At 56.2% G+C, this 16614-nt stretch carries 20 protein-coding genes; 6 read left to right on the forward strand and 14 right to left on the reverse strand.

Annotation, left to right across the window (positions count from 1 at the left end):
- Positions 1–29 precede the first annotated feature (29 nt).
- The 7 genes from nusB to ACW8F6_RS01515 all read right to left on the reverse strand — a co-directional run bounded on the left by nusB (position 30) and on the right by ACW8F6_RS01515 (position 6207).
- Positions 30–482: a transcription antitermination factor NusB gene (gene nusB / locus ACW8F6_RS01485; RefSeq protein WP_491574063.1), complete on the reverse strand. Its 453-nt coding sequence runs from the start codon at positions 480–482 to the stop codon at positions 30–32.
- A 4-nt stretch (positions 483–486) separates the two neighbouring features.
- Positions 487–957, reverse strand: a complete 471-nt coding sequence (ribH, locus tag ACW8F6_RS01490) for a 6,7-dimethyl-8-ribityllumazine synthase (RefSeq protein WP_491574064.1) — start codon at positions 955–957, stop codon at positions 487–489.
- 55 nt (positions 958–1012) lie between these two features.
- Positions 1013–2134 (reverse strand): bifunctional 3,4-dihydroxy-2-butanone-4-phosphate synthase/GTP cyclohydrolase II, encoded by a 1122-nt coding sequence (ribBA, locus tag ACW8F6_RS01495; RefSeq protein ID WP_491574065.1) that lies wholly within the window; start codon positions 2132–2134, stop codon positions 1013–1015.
- Between the two features lie 13 nt (positions 2135–2147).
- A complete protein-coding gene (locus ACW8F6_RS01500) occupies positions 2148–2816 on the reverse strand; it encodes a riboflavin synthase (protein ID WP_491574066.1) in 669 nt (222 codons plus the stop codon).
- Positions 2817–2834: 18 nt separating this feature from the next.
- On the reverse strand, positions 2835–3974 hold the full coding sequence (ribD, locus tag ACW8F6_RS01505; RefSeq protein WP_491574067.1) for a bifunctional diaminohydroxyphosphoribosylaminopyrimidine deaminase/5-amino-6-(5-phosphoribosylamino)uracil reductase RibD: 1140 nt from the start codon (positions 3972–3974) through the stop codon (positions 2835–2837).
- A complete protein-coding gene (gene nrdR / locus ACW8F6_RS01510; RefSeq protein WP_491574068.1) occupies positions 3971–4438 on the reverse strand; it encodes a transcriptional regulator NrdR in 468 nt (155 codons plus the stop codon). Before nrdR ends, ribD begins: the two co-directional genes overlap by 4 nt.
- A 125-nt stretch (positions 4439–4563) precedes the next feature.
- Positions 4564–6207 (reverse strand): AMP-binding protein, encoded by a 1644-nt coding sequence (locus tag ACW8F6_RS01515; protein WP_491574069.1) that lies wholly within the window; start codon positions 6205–6207, stop codon positions 4564–4566.
- Between the two features lie 249 nt (positions 6208–6456).
- Between ACW8F6_RS01515 and ACW8F6_RS01520 the strand changes: the two genes are divergently transcribed.
- The 5 genes from ACW8F6_RS01520 to ACW8F6_RS01540 all read left to right on the forward strand — a co-directional run bounded on the left by ACW8F6_RS01520 (position 6457) and on the right by ACW8F6_RS01540 (position 10040).
- Positions 6457–7239: a UDP-2,3-diacylglucosamine diphosphatase gene (locus tag ACW8F6_RS01520; RefSeq protein ID WP_491574070.1), complete on the forward strand. Its 783-nt coding sequence runs from the start codon at positions 6457–6459 to the stop codon at positions 7237–7239.
- Between the two features lie 108 nt (positions 7240–7347).
- Positions 7348–7842: a 5-(carboxyamino)imidazole ribonucleotide mutase gene (gene purE / locus ACW8F6_RS01525; RefSeq protein ID WP_491574071.1), complete on the forward strand. Its 495-nt coding sequence runs from the start codon at positions 7348–7350 to the stop codon at positions 7840–7842.
- On the forward strand, positions 7842–8930 hold the full coding sequence (locus tag ACW8F6_RS01530; protein WP_491574072.1) for a 5-(carboxyamino)imidazole ribonucleotide synthase: 1089 nt from the start codon (positions 7842–7844) through the stop codon (positions 8928–8930). Before purE ends, ACW8F6_RS01530 begins: the two co-directional genes overlap by 1 nt.
- A gap of 160 nt (positions 8931–9090) precedes the next feature.
- Positions 9091–9531: a thermonuclease family protein gene (locus tag ACW8F6_RS01535; protein WP_491574073.1), complete on the forward strand. Its 441-nt coding sequence runs from the start codon at positions 9091–9093 to the stop codon at positions 9529–9531.
- A 38-nt stretch (positions 9532–9569) separates the two neighbouring features.
- Positions 9570–10040, forward strand: coding sequence for an EVE domain-containing protein (locus ACW8F6_RS01540; protein WP_491574074.1), 471 nt, complete (start codon positions 9570–9572; stop codon positions 10038–10040).
- Here the strand turns inward: ACW8F6_RS01540 and ACW8F6_RS01545 are convergent.
- Entirely contained in the window at positions 10037–10453 is a 417-nt protein-coding gene (locus ACW8F6_RS01545; RefSeq protein WP_491574075.1) for an Hpt domain-containing protein, read from the reverse strand. The two genes, ACW8F6_RS01540 and ACW8F6_RS01545, sit on opposite strands and share 4 nt — an antisense overlap.
- Positions 10454–10557: 104 nt before the next feature.
- On the opposite strand from ACW8F6_RS01545, the gene ACW8F6_RS01550 reads away from it, so the two are divergent.
- The gene (locus tag ACW8F6_RS01550; protein WP_491574076.1) at positions 10558–11817 is read left to right on the forward strand and encodes an EAL domain-containing response regulator; all 1260 of its coding nucleotides are present in this window, start codon (positions 10558–10560) and stop codon (positions 11815–11817) included.
- Here ACW8F6_RS01550 and ACW8F6_RS01555 read toward each other — a convergent pair.
- From ACW8F6_RS01555 to ACW8F6_RS01580, 6 genes are all read right to left on the reverse strand, one after another.
- A complete protein-coding gene (locus ACW8F6_RS01555) occupies positions 11780–11959 on the reverse strand; it encodes a DUF3094 family protein (protein ID WP_491574077.1) in 180 nt (59 codons plus the stop codon). The genes ACW8F6_RS01550 and ACW8F6_RS01555 overlap by 38 nt on opposite strands.
- Positions 11960–12180: 221 nt before the next feature.
- Positions 12181–12936 (reverse strand): substrate-binding periplasmic protein, encoded by a 756-nt coding sequence (locus ACW8F6_RS01560; protein WP_491574078.1) that lies wholly within the window; start codon positions 12934–12936, stop codon positions 12181–12183.
- An 85-nt stretch (positions 12937–13021) separates the two neighbouring features.
- Complete coding sequence (locus tag ACW8F6_RS01565; protein ID WP_491574079.1) at positions 13022–13378, reverse strand: hypothetical protein; 357 nt, start codon at positions 13376–13378, stop codon at positions 13022–13024.
- Positions 13379–13942: 564 nt separating this feature from the next.
- Positions 13943–14566: a hypothetical protein gene (locus ACW8F6_RS01570; RefSeq protein WP_491574080.1), complete on the reverse strand. Its 624-nt coding sequence runs from the start codon at positions 14564–14566 to the stop codon at positions 13943–13945.
- An 892-nt stretch (positions 14567–15458) separates the two neighbouring features.
- The gene (locus tag ACW8F6_RS01575) at positions 15459–15950 is read right to left on the reverse strand and encodes a hypothetical protein (RefSeq protein WP_491574081.1); all 492 of its coding nucleotides are present in this window, start codon (positions 15948–15950) and stop codon (positions 15459–15461) included.
- A 446-nt stretch (positions 15951–16396) separates the two neighbouring features.
- On the reverse strand, positions 16397–16614 hold a 218-nt coding region (locus tag ACW8F6_RS01580; RefSeq protein WP_491574082.1), incomplete at its 5' end, for a hypothetical protein.

A 16614-nucleotide genomic window follows, 5' to 3' on the forward strand; every position in this document is an offset into this window, starting at 1 on the left:
ATTTGTCTGCAGTTGCGTTCAGTGTAGACCTAGCGCTTTTGATTGCGCTCGGCTTGCACTTCCAGCGACCGCACGGCAGCGGCCAATTGGTCCAGTACGGCGTTGATAAATTTGTGCGCATCGGTGGCGCCAAATTTTTTCGCCAGTGCCACGCTTTCATTGATCACAACCTTATAGGGCACATCCACCCGATGTTTCATTTCGTAGGTGGACAGACGCAGCAGCGATTGGGTGATGGGGTCCAGTTCGTCCAGATCCCGCCCCTGTAAAAAGGGCGCAAAGGCCGCTTCCAGCTCGTCCAATTTTGCCGGCACCTGGTGCAGCAATTCGTGGAAATAGGGCACATCCACCTTGGACATGTCGTTGTCAGTGCGAAACTCGGCCTCGATCGCATTGAGCGAGCTGCCCGCCATTTGCCATTGATACAAGCCTTGCATGGCGTAGTGCCGCGCCTGTCGGCGGCCCGATGCTGATACGTTCATGGGTTTACACCTTCGCCAACAGCGACACCATTTCCAGCGCCGTGAGCGTGGCTTCCACGCCTTTGTTGCCGGCCTTGGTGCCCGAGCGCTCGATGGCCTGCTCGATGGAATCCACGGTCAGGACGCCAAAGGTAATGGGCACACCGCTGGCCATGGAGGCCTGCGCCAAACCTTTGGTGCACTCGCCCGCCACATATTCAAAATGGGGCGTGCCGCCGCGAATCACGGCGCCCAGCGCGATGATGGCGTCGAACTTGCCAGTGCCAGCCAGTTTCTGGGCTACCAGCGGGAATTCAAAGGCGCCCGGTGCGTAGTAGATGGTGATGTCTTCGTCTTTGATGCCGTGACGACGCAGGGTATCCAGGGCGCCGTCCTTCAGACTTTCTACTACAAAGCTGTTCCAGCGGCTGACGATCAACGCGTACTTGCCTTTGCACTGGGTAAAATCGCCTTCAACGACAGTAATCTTGCTCATGGTCTTTCCTGTAGGTTCACATTCAAATGTTAGTGTAGGGCGCGAAGGTGCCGCGTTAGGCCGGGCAAGAAAACAAATCCACCACTTCCAGATCAAACCCGGAGATGGCCGAAAATTTCAGCGGCGCCGACATTAAATTCATTTTGCGCACGCCGATGTCGCGCAATATTTGCGCGCCGGTGCCCACTTGTTTGTACACCGCATCCTGGCTCAACTGGCGCTGGCGGCCCGACAACATCCAGTCGATATTGTCGGCGATATCCTGCGGCGACTCGGTGTGGCAGATCAGCACCACCACACCCTTGCCTTCGCTTTGCACGGCTTTTAGCGCGGCGTGGAACGTCCAGGGGGCGTGCTCGCTGTCCGACGGCCGCTGAATGGTCAGCAGATCGCGGGCGCTGTCTTGTACGTGCACGCGCACCAGCGTCGCCTCTTCGGCTTTGATCTCGCCCTTGAGCAGGGCGAAATGCAATTCCTGGCGCGCCACATCGCGGTAGGTGCGCAATTCAAATTCGCCAAAGGCGGTATTCACCGGGCGAGTGCTAATGCACTCCACGGTTTTTTCCTTCACCGAGCGGTAGTGAATCAAATCGGCGATGGTGCCCATTTTCAGACCGTGGGTTTTGGCAAAGGCCTCCAGGTCGTTGCGGCGCGCCATGGTGCCGTCTTCATTCATGATTTCGACGATGACGGCGGCCGGCTCAAAACCTGCCAGGCGCGCCAAATCGCAACCGGCTTCGGTATGGCCGGCGCGGCTCAGCACGCCACCGGGCTGGGCCATCAATGGGAAGATATGGCCCGGCTGCACAATGTCTTCGGGTTTGGCATCGCGGGTGACGGCGGCGCGCACGGTGCGCGCGCGGTCGGCGGCGGAAATGCCCGTGGTCACGCCTTCGGCGGCCTCGATCGACAAGGTGAAGTTAGTGGCGTGTTGGGCGCGGTTGTGACCGGCGCCCACCATCAACGGCAAATCTAACTGGCGGCAGCGCTTTTCAGTCAGCGTCAGGCAAATCAGGCCGCGCGCATGCTTGGCCATAAAGTTGATGTCTTCCGGGCGAATCTGCTCCGCGGCGATCACCAGATCGCCTTCGTTCTCGCGATCTTCATCGTCCATCAGGATCACCATCTTGCCCTGGCGGATATCGTCGATGAGTTCTTCTACCGTATTCAGTTCCATATTGGTTCCTGTGTTATTGACCGCGGTGGTAACCGTGCTCGGCCAGAAATGCCATGGAGATACCGCCCGCAGCGCTCGGCTCGGCCGCCTTATCTCCCAATAGTAGTCGCTCGAGATAGCGGGCCAGTAAATCCACTTCCAGATTCACCGCTGTGCCTGCTTTATAGGTGCCCATCACAGTCTTCTCAAGGGTGTGGGGCACGATATTCAAATCAAAGGTGTCGCCATCCACGGCGTTGACGGTCAGGCTGGTGCCGTCCACCGTGATCGAGCCCTTGTGGGCAATGTACTTGGCCAGGGCCTTGGGCGCGCGCAGACGAAAGCGCTCGGAGCGCCCATCGCTGCTGCGACTGAGCACCTCGCCCACGCCGTCCACGTGACCGCTGACCAAATGCCCACCCAGCCGGGTGGTGGGGGTCAACGCCTTTTCCAGGTTCACGGGCCGACCCACCTGCCATTCGGTGAGGGTAGTATTGGCCAGGGTTTCCAAACTGACATCGGCCCAGTAGCCATCGCCAGGCAGTGCCACCACCGTCAAACAGACGCCGTTAGTGGCGATGGAATCGCCTAACTGCACATCGCTGAGATCCAGGTTGCCCGTGGCCACGCGCAAGCGCAGATCGCCGCCCTTGGGTTCGGCGGCGCGGATTTCACCCACTGCTTCGATAATTCCGGTAAACATAATCGCTCTTCGTTAACGCTAATTGGACTCGACACTGCGCGCCAGCGGCCGCGCGGTAATGCGCCAATCATTGCCCACCGCGCGCACATCGATAATATCCAGGCGCTGCTGCTCGGCCATATTGGTCAGCGGCAGGGCCAGGAGCGGGCGCGCGCTGGAGCCCAACAGAGTGGGCGCCATAAATACTATCAGCTCGTCCACCAAGCCCGCGCCCATAAAGCTGCCGGCCAGCCGGCTGCCGGCTTCCACCAGTACTTCGTTGCACTCGCGCCGGCCCAACTCCTGTAGCAGCGCCAGCAAATCGCCGCCGTCGCTTTGTTGATCGGCCATGGACAGTGTCTCCACGCTCGCCACCGCGTCCGGATAGCTCAGCGGTTGATTCTGCACCAGCAACACGGGGCCCGGCAGCGACAGCAAACGACACCCCTGCGGCAACCGGCTGCGCCTGTCTAGTACCACCCGCAGCGGCTGTTGGGCGGCGGCCGCGGCAGCTTCGTCCGCTGGCAGGCCCAGCTGCGCCGCGCGCACGGTCAGCGCCGCATCGTCGTGCAAGACGGTGTCGGCGCCGGTAATGATGGCGCTGCTAGAGGCGCGCAACCGCTGCACATCGCCGCGCGCCTCGGGCCCGGTAATCCACTGGGACTCGCCGCTGGCCATGGCCGTGCGACCATCCAGGCTCATGGCCAGTTTCACCCGCACAAAGGGCAAGCCGGTGCGCATGCGTTTAATAAATCCCGGGTTCAAGGCCTCGGCCTGCGCCGCCATGACCGGCCCGATGACCTCCACCCCGGCTGCGCGCAAGCGCGCCAAGCCCTGGCCCGCCACCTGCGGATTGGGGTCTTGCATGCCGTACACCAGTACGCGAATACCGGCCTTGATCAGCGCCTCGCTGCAGGGCCCGGTGCGGCCCTGGTGATTGCAGGGCTCCAGCGTGACATAGGCAGTTAGCCCGCGCGCGTCGTCCACGGCTGCCAGGGCATTCACCTCGGCGTGGCCCTGGCCCGCGCGCTGATGCCAGCCCTCGGCCACGATTTCTGGCTCGGCACCATCGGTGCGCACCAGCACGCACCCCACGCGGGGGTTAGGTTGGGTGGTGTAGCGGCCGCGCTCTGCCAGCTGCAGCGCCCGCGCCATAAAGCGATTGTGATCTGGGGTCATTCAACGTCTCGGGGATTGCGTTCCAGACGCTCAATTTCGTCGCGAAATTCGCTGATATCCTGAAATTGCCGGTACACGGAGGCAAAGCGAACATAGGCTACCTGATCGAGGTTGCGCAGCTTTTCCATCACTTTTTCGCCCAGCAGGCGCGACGGTATTTCCCGCTCGCCCGTGGCTTGCAGCGCGTGCTTAATCTGATTGAGGGCCGACTCGATATCCTCTGTACTGACCGGGCGCTTTTCCAGCGCCCGCAGCAGGCCCGCGCGCAGCTTCAACTCGTCGAAGGGCTCGCGCGTGCCATCCTGCTTGATGATGCGCGGCATCAACAATTCGGCAACTTCGTAGGTCGTAAAACGCTCGCGACACGACAGGCATTCGCGCCGGCGGCGCACCTGATCGCCCTCGGCCACTAGCCGGGAGTCGATCACCTTGGTGTCGTCGGCACTGCAAAAAGGACAATGCATAGTGTCCATCCAACGGGAATTTGGCGCGCATCTTAACACGCCTAAGGGCCGGTGCGGTACGCATGCAAGCCCTGGGCGCCGGGCTTTATCGCAAACCGCAGCGCCCAATGCCCCGCAGACAGGGGTTAGAGATCGCGCGCCCAAATAAGGGTGGCATCGCCCATGCGATCCAACAGGTCGCTGAATTGCTTTTCAATGGGCCCGCGCCTGATTTTTAGGGTGGGGGTCAAGAGACCATTTTCCGTGGTCCAGGGCTCGCTCAACACGATAATACCGCCGAGCCGCTCGTGGGATTCCAGCTCGCCATTGAGGTCTGCCAAGGTGGCCTGCAGCGAGCGCTCGATGTCGGCGCGGGTTTTCTTCATCCCCGCTTCGCTCAGCACCACCAGTGCCACTGGCTGGGGCCGGCCCACGCCCAGCACACAACTTTGCTCAATCCACTCGTTGCGAGCCAGCAGGTTCTCAATGGGCGCCGGCGCAACGTACTTACCCTTGGCGGTTTTAAATTGCTCTTTCAAACGCCCGACAATCTTATAGGCGCCGTCGGCAGTTTGCTCGCCGCGATCTCCGGTGCGAAACCAACCGTCCACAAAAGCCTCAGCCGTCGCCTCGGGGTTTTTGTAATAACTTTTAAACACCGCCTCGCCGCGAATTTGCACTTCGTTGTCGTCGGCCAGACGCATTTCCACGCAGGACACGGGCACGCCAATGGTGCCAATACGGTCGGCGCGATAGGGCAAGTTAGAACACGACAAGCCTGCGGTTTCGGTCATGCCCCAACCCTCGGCGATGTCCATGCCCAAACGGCGATACCAGTGCAGCATGGCGGGCGCGATGGGCGCGGAACCCGAGCCCAGCAAGCGGGCGTGCCCCAGGCCCAGACCGTGGCGAATTTTGCGCGCCACCCACCAACCCAGCAGCGGAATTTTCAGCAACCGCTGCAATTTTTGATCGGGAATTTTTGCCAGAATACCGCTTTGAAATTTCGTCCAAAGGCGCGGCACCGAGATAAAAAAGCTCGGTTGCGCGTGTTGCACATCCGCCACAAAGGTATCCAGAGACTCCACGAAATACACCGATGCACCGCTGTAATAGGTCATGAGCTCCAGCACACAGCGCTCGGTAATGTGCGCCAACGGCAGATAGGAAATACAGCGGTCGTCGTCGCGCCAGCTAACCTGTGCGGCGGTGGCGTGAGCAGAGGCACCCACGTTTTGGCAGCTCAACACCACGCCCTTGGGCAGGCCGGTGGAACCCGATGTATACACCAGGCTGAACATGGCGTCGGGTGTTTGTTCGGGCAACTGCGCCAAGGGTTCGTAGCGGTTCAGCCAATCGGACCACTGGTGCTCGGCACTGGCGGTGGGATAGGGAAACGCGATGCGCATTACCGAGGCGGGGATGCCCGTTTCAGCTGGCTGGGTATCGTCTAATTTGCCCAGGAAAACCGCGCGCGCTTCACTGTGTTCCAGCACATATTGAACGGTATCGACACCGGCCGTGGCATAGATGGGCACACTGATCATGCCGGCCATCATGATGGCCAGGTCTGCGATAAACCACTCGGCGGAATTTTTGGCAAGAATGGCAATTTTATCGCCAGCGGAAAAGTGACTGAGCAGTCCGCTGGCAATAGTGCGCGCCTCGGAATCCATTTGCGCCCAGGTCCATTGGCGCCACTGGCGATTGACGGGCTGATGGAGATACACCTTGTGCGGGTGCTTTGCAACACGCGCCTGAAATTGGGCCAGAGGCAACAGATAGTCCATGAAAGAGCCTGCCAATATTGTTGTTATGAGTAGGGCCACAGAATGTGCCACACTTCCGTGCGCCAGACAAACAGGCGCTCGTTTTAGCGACGCATTTTTGCGCCCACTTCTCGGGGCAGTGCGGCGGCGTCCGGCTCATCACCTGTCATTTGGGCGTCATTGAAGCCTCACCCAAGTGCGATAAAACTGAGACAAAAGTGTCACACTGCTGCGGCACACTGAGATGCATCCGCCGCCAATGGTTGCACTATGAATCAACGATTTCGCACACTGTTTATTTCCGATGTTCACCTGGGCGCCAAAGACTGCCAGGCAGAATTGCTGCTGCAAAAACTGCAGCAGCTGCACGCCGACCACATTTATCTCCTGGGCGACATTATCGACCTTTGGGCCATCAAAAAATCCAGCCAGTGGCGCCCGTCGCACTCGGCAGTGCTGACCCATTTGCGCGCGCTGGCCGCCGAGGGGGTGCGCATTACCTATGTACCCGGCAATCACGACGCGCCCCTGCGCCAACTCGCGGGCAAGCTGCCATTGGGCGTGGAGCTGCAACGGGAAGCCAGCCACGTCACCGCTCGCGGCGAGCGCCTACTGCTTATTCACGGCGACTGTTTTGACCAGGCCATGCACGCCGCCCCCTGGCTCTACTGGCTGGGGGATCGAGCCTACGATTTACTACTGTTTATCAACCGCGCCTACGCGCACATACAACGCTGGCGCGGCCGCTCATACTGGTCGCTGGCGGGCTTTATCAAAAACCGGCTCGGCAAGGCCCGGCAGCTGCTGGACAGCTACCAGCGGCTGGCGCTGGCGCGCGCCACTGCCGAGGGCTACGACGGCATCGTGTGCGGCCACATCCATCAACCGGCACTGCTGGAGCGCAGCGGCAAGCTGTACGCCAATTGTGGCGACTGGGTGGAAAGCTGCACCTTGCTGGCGGAGCTGCCCTGCGGGCAGCTGCAACTGTTGTCGGCCGATGCGCCACAGGCGCACGCCAGTGCGCCGACACGCGCCCAGGCACAGGCAGCTTAACTGCTCAAAAAACCGGCAAAACACCCCTGAAAACCCGTGCCTTTAGCGCATTGGGTAGGTACAATGCGTCCCTTTTTCCCGACCACTCTGAATTTAAGGGGAGCACGCATGAAGCCGCTGATTGGTATCATTATGGGGTCGACCTCCGACTGGGACACCATGAGCCACGCCGCCGAAACTCTGGACTCGCTGGGTATTCCCCACGAGGTGGAGGTGGTGTCAGCCCACCGCACACCCGATAAACTGTTCCAATACGCCGAACAGGCAGAGGCGCGGGGTATAGAAGCCATCATCGCCGGCGCCGGCGGTGCGGCCCATTTGCCGGGCATGGTGGCCGCCAAAACAGCGCTGCCAGTGCTGGGCGTGCCGGTCCAATCAAAGGCGCTGAACGGCATGGACTCGCTTTTGTCCATCGTGCAGATGCCCGCCGGTATTCCCGTGGGCACCCTGGCCATCGGTCGCGCCGGAGCCGTCAACGCCGCGCTACTGGGCGCCGCCATGCTGGGCAACAAGTACCCGGAATACCGCAAGGCGCTGGTGGCCTTCCGCGCGCAACAAACTGAAAAAGTTTTGGCCAACGCAGATCCGAGGGAGCAAGCCTGATGAAGATAGGTGTTTTGGGCGGTGGTCAGCTGGCGCGCATGATTGCGCTGGCCGGCGTGCCACTGGGCTGCAGTTTTGTGGTGCTGGACCCTTCCGAAACGGCCTGCGCCGGCGCTGCCGCCACATTGATACAAGGTGATTACGACGACCCGGCCGCACTGGCCAAACTCGCCGCTCAAGTAGATGTAGTCACCTACGAATTTGAAAACGTGCCCCAGGCCAGCGCCCGCCAGCTGGCCAAAACGGTGCCGGTGTACCCAGCCGCCGACGTGCTGCACGTGGCACAGGATCGCCTGAACGAAAAGCAATTGTTTACCCAACTGGGTATAGAGACGCCGCCCTTTGCGCAGGTTAACTCACTGGCCGAGCTGACCGAAGCCGCCGCGCACATCGGTCTGCCGGCGGTACTGAAAACCCGCACGCAGGGCTACGACGGTAAGGGCCAGGCGGTGATTAAATCCACCGAGCAACTGGCCGACGCCTGGCGCGCCATTGGCGAAGTGCCCGCCATCCTCGAAGGTTTTATCGACTTCGAGCGCGAGGTATCCATGGTGGCCGTGCGCAATCTGGCCGGCGAAATTCGCTACTACCCGCTGTCGGAGAATCATCACCACGCCGGCATATTGCGCGTCGCCCGCGCGCGCCCCAGCGATGCCATGACCTCGCAGGCGCAGAGCTACACCGAAAAACTGCTGACGCATTTCAACTATGTGGGCGTCATCGCGGTGGAGTTTTTCCAGCGCGGCAACCAATTGCTGGCCAACGAATTCGCACCGCGGGTACACAACTCTGGCCACTGGACTATCGAAGGCGCCGAGTGCAGTCAGTTTGAAAACCATGTGCGCGCCGTGGCCGACCTGCCCCTGGGCAACACCCAGGCGCTGGGAACCGCAGCCATGGTAAACATCATTGGCGAGCTGCCTACCGTTGCCGAAGTGTTAGCCATCGGGGGCGCCCATGCGCATTTTTACGGCAAGGCTCCGCGGGCCGGGCGCAAAGTGGCGCACGTGGGCATTCGCACTGCAACTGCAGCCGATTGCGAAGCCGCCATCGCCCACACACTAGCCCTACCCGGCGCGAAATTTTAACGCCCAGTACACCAATGTGTGACCCGGGCTGCGGCGAGATCCGCCAAAGCCCGCTAACATTGGCGACCCAAACTAAACGGCCGGCCAGCGCGCAACCAGCGCCCGACACCGGCCTGTATTTTTCAATCACGCAGGGACGCACGCAGTAGTCGATGTATTCATGCGCCTTGTTTTAGTTCTTGTTTGTAGCCTGCTCCTCGCACTTCCCAGCCACGCCAACAAACGCCGCTACGGCAATGTCACCGTCAGCGAAGTAGTCAGTATTTACGACGGCGATACCTTCACAGTCAATATACGCGACTGGCCCGCCGTGGCCGGCGAGCGCATCAGTGTGCGCATCGCGGGGATCGACACGCCGGAACTTCGCAGCCGCTGCGACAGCGAAAAAAATAAGGCGCGCGCCGCCAAGCAATTTACTGTGGCCGCCCTGCGCAACGCCAAACACATCGAGCTACATAACCTGCAGCGCGATAAATATTTCCGGTTGTTGTCCGACGTGTGGGTGGACGGTAAAAGCCTTGGGCAGCAACTGCTGGATGCCGGTTTTGCGGTTCCTTACAGCGGTAAAACTAAAGTAGACTGGTGCGCCCAGCGCCGCTAGCGGGCGCAGCCACACCAGAGCAATACGGAGCGCTCGCCATGGCCTACTGGCTTTTCAAAACAGAACCCGACGACATCAGCCTGGACGACATCGCCCGCGCCGGCCAACTGCGCTGGGATGGCATTCGCAACTACCAGGCCCGCAACTTTCTGCGCGATCAAGCTGCCGATGGCGACCAGGTATTTATTTACCACAGCCAGTGCAAAACCGTGGGCATCGTTGGCACCGCACGCATTGTGGGCGACCGCTACCCAGACCCCGCACAATTCGACCCCAACAGCCCCTACTTTGACCCCAAGGCGCAGGCAGATGCGCCCCGCTGGTACTGCGTCGATATTTGCTATCAGGCCCATTTCAGCCGCCCACAATCACTGGCAGACATTAAAAAAGACCCGCAGCTCAGCGAGATGGTACTGGTGAAACAGGGGCGCCTTTCGGTACAGCCGGTCAGTGCCAATGAATGGCGCCACCTAGTGGCATTAGGAAAACCGCTAACGCGCAACCTTTAGCGCACCAGACCCGCCAGAAACTTATTCACGCGCACCATTTCCGGCCCAATAGACAACCGCAGCTGCTCGGCCTGCGATTGCTGGCCGGCGCGACATGCCAGCTCCAAGGCCGCGCAAATATCTGCCAGCGGCCCGGCGCCCACCGTGCGCGCGGAGGATTTTAGTTTATGGGCTACCGCGCGCACTTGGGTGAGATCGGTTGCCGCCGCCAGCTCCGCCCGGTAGTCCTCCATAGAACTGCTGAAATCGTCCAGAATACTAAAGCACAGCGCCCTGTCGTCGCCAAATAGCGCCGTCAGTACGGCCATATCCAGCGGGGCATCGTTGTCGTTGAGCATGCTCGGGCCCTTAATCATGGTGGTCGGCATAGGCACAGGCAGTAGGGGCGTGGACGCCAGACGCTTGTGACCCATTCAGCCTAGCACGCCCACACGGGGAATTTGGCAGCGGCTGGGTTTGCAGTCCATACTCAAAACTCACCCTCACCGCCACACCACCGAAGCAAGACACACTCATCATGACAGACAGCTCGCTTTCTACACTGTGTTGCCTGATTGTCGACGACGATGCCTTTATGCTGAAAACATTGGCATTAGTGCTTAAGCAATTGGGGGTTAAGCAAGTCTACGAGGCCAACCGCGCACCCGAGGCACTGCGCCTGATTGCCAACCGCGCCAACGAAATCGATTTGGTCATCAGCGACTTAAATATGCCCGAAATGGATGGCATCCAATTGCTGCGCCAGCTGGGCGCACTGGGGCTAAACACCGGCGTCATCCTCATCAGCGGCGAAGACCCCCGCCTATTGGACGCCGTGCAGGTACTCGGCGAGCAGTACCAGCTGCGGGTGCTGGGCACCCTGACCAAACCCCTTCAACGGGCGCCTTTTGAGGCGATGCTGCGCAGCTTTAAGCGCCAGCAAAAGCAAACACCCACTGGCCCCGCCACCATGGTGTTCACCGATGAACTGCAAGCCGCCATTCTGGGGCAACAGCTGTCGGTGTGGTATCAACCAAAAATTGAGGTTGGCAGTTATCGCTTGCTGGGGGTAGAGGCACTGGCGCGCTGGGCCCACCCGGATAAAGGCTACATTGCGCCCGACATTTTCATCGGCATCGCCGAAAAGTACGACATGGTGCAACAACTGACGGAGCTCGTCTTAAAAATTAGCCTGCAACAGGTCAATACCTGGAACCAGATGGGCTACAACCTGACTTTAGCGGTGAACTTTTCTGCCAAGGCGCTAAGCCACCTAGACACGCCGGAACTACTCGACAGCACGGTGCGCGCAAGCGGCATGACACCCGAGCAGTTTGTGGTAGAAATGACCGAAAGCGCATTGCCCAAAGACGCCAACGCCACCCTCGACATCATGACCCGGCTGCGCTTGAAGGGCTTTGGACTGTCCATCGACGATTTCGGCACCGGCTTTTCGACGTTGGAACAGTTAAAACTGATCCCCTTTACCGAGCTCAAAATCGACCGCGCCTTCGTCCACGAGGCCGCCAACAACAAAGTCAGCCAAGCCATTTTGGAGTCGAGCATATCGCTCGCCAAAAAACTCAAGATTCACTGCGTAGCCGAGGGCGTAGAGCAACAGGAAGACTGGCAGCTGGTGGCAGATCTGGGCTGCGAAAGCGTGCAGGGGTATCTGATAGCCCGCCCCATGCCCGCCGACGAGTTCATTCAGTGGGCCAAAACCTACCGGCAAAATCTAGGCGGCGATAACCCGCCCAGCCCTATACCGCCCCCTGTTGCCAAGCCAGAAAATAACTGATGCCGCTTAACGCGGTGAGCACTAACAGAATAATCCCCAATAGCAACCAAGGCCTGAACGGCTTGCGCTCCACATCATTCACACCGGTGTTGATCACCGCATTCACACGCGCCTGGTCTTCCGGCGAAAGCTTAGTTGACATATTCCACCTCTCTGCATAACAGCGCTACTGTCGCAAAAAATGCTCGGCAAAGAAAGTGGCGCATAGGCCAGCGACCTGCACACAGCGGTGCCTGCTCGCGGCTGGCGCGTTGGTGTCCAGCCGATCCAGCCGGCTGCTTTCGCTCACCGAGCCATTCAAAGCCAGCCTAACAGTTTCGGCGTTCAACAAATTCCACCGGGTAAAGTCACGCTTAAGCCGCATTAACGGTAGCGTTTTAAAAGGGCGTCAAAGTCACCCTGACGCTGCATCGCCTGGTAGACGTCGGACAGCTGTGCCGCACTGACCGGCGAATGGGGCGACACTCCACTGTAGAGTACATGGGGAATAGACCAGCTAGACACCACATGAAATTCCGCTCGCTCGTAAGCCGTCTGAAATAGATAATCCACTAAAATCTGAGGTGCAATCAACGCGTCGATGCGACCGCGCTTCAAGCGAAGAAAATTACTGTGAAAGCTTTTGGCATTGTCGCGAATAATAGCCGAGCCGTGCTGCCCATCAAAAAGCCCTTTATAGATGTAACCCTGTAAAGTCCCTAGGCGCTTGCCCGCCAAGTCTGCAGGCGAGTGAATGTCGAATACCTCCCAGCGATCTTGCACGATTAAATCTCGCTCCGTGTAAACACTGCACGTCCAGTCCAGCAGGTCGGGGTTAGACAACCAGTCGGGATTACTGAGTAACAGCACATGGCCCCGGCCGTCGCGCAGAAACTCTTCCAACCGCTTCCTTGGCACTTCAATCATCTCTACGGGGCGGCCCAGCTGCCGACCCACATACTGCGCCAAGTCCCAGTGAACGCCGCCAACAATCTCATTTCCCTCCTTAACAATATAGGGCTCTTCCAAATTGCTATTGAAAACTATCCGCAGCGCAGCGTCCGCCGGCTCAGCCTCTTCCGCCCAGGCTGGCGCAGACGTTAATACTAAGACCAAACTGTAGATCGCTAGAAGGTGCATGCTGCCACATTACCGATGCGGGGTTCTAAGAAAGCCTAGCCGCGGTAGCTAGGCGCCGCAACGCAGGGGTTTGAGGATAATTCAGCTAGGTTGCAGAACCCGGGCGATCGACACCCGCCAATAGCCCAATATGATACCGAACGAGAAACACCGCAAACAGTATTGCTGGCATTAACAACAGCATGCCAATCCCCAACAAGAGCGATAATATCGCCAAGGGTGCGCAAACACAGGTGGCAACAGCGGGAATCACCCATCCAAGTCGCCTTCCCAACACCCAGAATACTGCCATCACCAGTAACAGCAACCACGGACCAACCAAGACCGCCGCGTTAACAAGATCATTGTCGTGAAAAACCAAAGCGCGACCAAAAAATATCATATAAGGGATAACAGAAACCGCTATTGATGCTGTCACAAAAACGCGGGAATACACGCCCACAGTAAAAACTCCTTGCCGATTCCACATCAAATTTATGCAGCAATTGCCAACCGAGCGTGTAAGAAACGGCAATCACCATACCTATTTTTACTAGCAATACAAAAATTCCGAATAGAGCCCCTAAGCATTGCGTGGCCACAGAGTCCACGTGGCTAGTATTGTTGGTTGCCGGGCAGCCAATCGAGGCCCACGTTGATGTATGCCTCGGCGGCCTAGTAAATTCTAGCCCGCTCTGCCAAAGTAAATAATCACACCAAATAAGGCTACGAATGATAATGCCGATAGCGCAAACCACCAAAACGACTTTCCGCCGCCCTTAAAACTAGCCACACCCAGGATTGCCGCGGCTACACCAACCACAAGCGGGTCACCCATTCCTACGAACAGAATCAATAAATACCAAACCATAACGTCGCCACTAACTCCATGCGCGACAGCAGGAATAGGCAATAGCGTCAATACAGCAAGGACATTGCACTTGGTCATTGTTCACGACGCTCTATCACGCCAGCAATAGCTAGGCTAAGCATATAGTCGCCACGCCAGTAGCGTCGAATGCAACGACTAACCACGCAACCCTTGATTTATTGCTGCAGCTGTACACACAAGCAATAATGCGCTAACAACACTGACGATAAACAAAATACTTTTTCGCTTAATGACGAGTTCATTTTCGCTAAAAACAACACCATTTCCTTCATCGACCCCATAGGCCACCACCATTCCTATGGGTGTAGCGATGTGCAAAAACAGTATAAAACCTAATAATACAAGAACTTCATACTGCCAGAGCCAATAATAACCACTCAGAAAAAATAGCGGGAGCCAGATATAAGCAAAAACAACAAAAAGCACATTGCTCAACGCTGAGCTCTTATCGAATGTAAACGGCGCTTTCAATGTCCGCATATCGGCAATGGCCACAATATAGTAGACGACAATGAAATCTAACCGCCATTGAACAACAGTAAAATCAAATATGTTTTCGACATAGGTTATGACTGGCAGAGTGATGTCGCGATACAGATCAATTCCTGCCTTTATAAATCCTTTCCACTTAATAATATTCTCAGACAAGGATGCCAAAGAAGATGCATTAAGCACAATTGCAATCACTAACACATACTTCATAAGACCTGGGGTAGCCTTCCAGGCGGCGAGTATTTCCTCTGACATTTTCTTGATCATTGAATACCAACCTAACACTTTGCTGAATCGTAAGAAATCCGGCGTACATCATGCGCAATAGCATGACGAAACAAAGTACAAAATTGCCAGCGTGCTTTAATTATCTTCAAAACCTTGGTCAGAGCACCGGCTAGCCGCATGGATGACTATTTCATTCAAATAGAAATACGTCATTGTCAGCTACACAATAATGATAAAAACCAATGGAGCGATACCTCACACCTGCGCCCTATTAGAAGACCGTTAATCCGGCCACATAGCAATTGCATAGAAACGCGAAATTACTGTGGCGATGGAAAAATCTAAAACACTAAATAGTATTGAAACTCCGAACGCCGAATGCTCTATAAGCGCTGTCGCGAGACAAAAAAACGGAATCATAAAAAACAGGCAAGTAGCTTTTCAAACCCCTTTCTCTATACTCTGGCATCTACCCCTCTATTAATTTGCACTCAGGCCCAATGTAATTCACCCTATCCCCACGGTCCTTTTAACGGCCGAAAGGTAGCGGCGAAACCGCTGAATTACAGTTGGACAAGCGGCACCAGCGCGCACACAAGAAAAATGGCCAACCAATTGCGGATTCATGATGGCGTCCATTGCTTGCATATTCATAAGCCCACCCATCAACTGCATGCAGACCTACACCTTCTAATATTTCTATTCGAAATTCTACGTTATCAGACACGTGTAGTTTAGCGGCCTGCTTGGCATCTTCGGATGTCGCATGGTAAGAGATAGCGCTACCTACAAAGAGTCTACAAACCCCTTTAATCATTTTCTATTCAACGCTTGCCTAAACGACTCGCGACATGTTTCAAGACATCTCGCAATAGTTTCCAAGTGACGATATTGAGCTATATGCTTTGCGTTAGCCCCAACACCATTAGCGTTACCTACCAACACTTAACAAGCTATCAAAATTAGCTTCTTTAACAGAAAATATAGAACCATCAATTACTAATGTTTCACCATCGTAGGTTGGAACTAAGACTGCAGAAATCCTAAATTTTGCAATTCTATTGGTGCGATCGATATCAAGAACCTCCAATTTTAACATGGACTCCTCCTTCCCCCATTGGCTTAAGTATTCGATCCCGTCCCAAACCCCCTCCAACATTATACTTGGATCATTATTTTTTTGATTTACAATAACATTTCCAGTAACTAAGTAATCTCTTGGCACACCAATCATTAAGCGGTTCAAGATGTCACCTTTTTGGTTTAGATCTATCCGAACAACATCCTTGCCATTAAAGATATTCTCTTCATTTGAAATAGGGGATACTTCACTTACGTCCCCATAAACATAATTGTCCGAATTAGAACAAGAAAATAAAAAAGTAAGCAGAACAATAAAAATAACTTTTAATAGACTTGGCATATCCCTCTCCAATTAAAGCACAACGACTGAACAATAGGCGTGGCCTGCTAGTGCCTTGATTATCTCACTTAAAACCTGATAGCAGATGATTTAACCATCACGCTAACTTTTGTCATGACCTAGATCTAGGTAAGCGATTATATAGCCGTATTGTTTATCGGTGAGCTGACCTTTTCTATGCAATGACTTGGCCAAATCGAAACTCCAGCTATAGCCGCTTGGTGGTTCAGGTACAGATAAATCCAACTCCAACAATGCTATCCGTACAAGGATCAGAAATGAAGAGCACTTTCATTCTATAGCCTGACGCATCGTCAAATCGCTCGAAATCATAGAGCTTTAACGAAACGCTCTGGCTTACATGTATTTTGGCTTCTCTCATACTATTGCAAACTGCTAACGCCCGTGACAGCCGAGAGCGCTAGCGAGTCGGCTGGTTGCGTTTGTTAAAGTGCGACACTGGCACTTACTACGAAGTGCTTTGCGGAGCGCCAGCGATGCCACACTTGATTAATTTTACCCGCAACAATTCCATACTTGATGGCTGCTGGGAGTTTGTTCATTTTCTTTTTATACGAAAAGAAAACGAACCAAAAGAAACGCACCCCGGCTACGCGCCCTATCGGGCTCGTTCGCTCCAGTCGAATTTTAGGGGTCGCGAAAA

This window comes from Simiduia sp. (genome assembly GCF_058345725.1).

Bases quoted from the DNA above. Each gene is read 5' to 3' on its own strand.
- ribD (WP_491574067.1), bottom strand. From the start codon at position 3,974: ATGACCCCAGATCACAATCGCTTTATGGCGCGGGCGCTGCAGCTGGCA.
- ACW8F6_RS01535 (WP_491574073.1), top strand. From the start codon at position 9,091: ATGCGCCTTGTTTTAGTTCTTGTTTGTAGCCTGCTCCTCGCACTTCCC.
- ACW8F6_RS01550 (WP_491574076.1), top strand. From the start codon at position 10,558: ATGACAGACAGCTCGCTTTCTACACTGTGTTGCCTGATTGTCGACGAC.
- ACW8F6_RS01520 (WP_491574070.1), top strand. From the start codon at position 6,457: ATGAATCAACGATTTCGCACACTGTTTATTTCCGATGTTCACCTGGGC.
- ACW8F6_RS01530 (WP_491574072.1), top strand. From the start codon at position 7,842: ATGAAGATAGGTGTTTTGGGCGGTGGTCAGCTGGCGCGCATGATTGCG.
- nrdR (WP_491574068.1), bottom strand. From the start codon at position 4,438: ATGCATTGTCCTTTTTGCAGTGCCGACGACACCAAGGTGATCGACTCC.
- ACW8F6_RS01555 (WP_491574077.1), bottom strand. From the start codon at position 11,959: ATGTCAACTAAGCTTTCGCCGGAAGACCAGGCGCGTGTGAATGCGGTG.
- ribBA (WP_491574065.1), bottom strand. From the start codon at position 2,134: ATGGAACTGAATACGGTAGAAGAACTCATCGACGATATCCGCCAGGGC.
- ribH (WP_491574064.1), bottom strand. From the start codon at position 957: ATGAGCAAGATTACTGTCGTTGAAGGCGATTTTACCCAGTGCAAAGGC.
- ACW8F6_RS01560 (WP_491574078.1), bottom strand. From the start codon at position 12,936: ATGCACCTTCTAGCGATCTACAGTTTGGTCTTAGTATTAACGTCTGCG.
- ACW8F6_RS01545 (WP_491574075.1), bottom strand. From the start codon at position 10,453: ATGGGTCACAAGCGTCTGGCGTCCACGCCCCTACTGCCTGTGCCTATG.
- ACW8F6_RS01540 (WP_491574074.1), top strand. From the start codon at position 9,570: ATGGCCTACTGGCTTTTCAAAACAGAACCCGACGACATCAGCCTGGAC.
- ACW8F6_RS01500 (WP_491574066.1), bottom strand. From the start codon at position 2,816: ATGTTTACCGGAATTATCGAAGCAGTGGGTGAAATCCGCGCCGCCGAA.
- ACW8F6_RS01570 (WP_491574080.1), bottom strand. From the start codon at position 14,566: ATGATCAAGAAAATGTCAGAGGAAATACTCGCCGCCTGGAAGGCTACC.
- purE (WP_491574071.1), top strand. From the start codon at position 7,348: ATGAAGCCGCTGATTGGTATCATTATGGGGTCGACCTCCGACTGGGAC.
- ACW8F6_RS01575 (WP_491574081.1), bottom strand. From the start codon at position 15,950: ATGCCAAGTCTATTAAAAGTTATTTTTATTGTTCTGCTTACTTTTTTA.
- ACW8F6_RS01515 (WP_491574069.1), bottom strand. From the start codon at position 6,207: ATGGACTATCTGTTGCCTCTGGCCCAATTTCAGGCGCGTGTTGCAAAG.
- nusB (WP_491574063.1), bottom strand. From the start codon at position 482: ATGAACGTATCAGCATCGGGCCGCCGACAGGCGCGGCACTACGCCATG.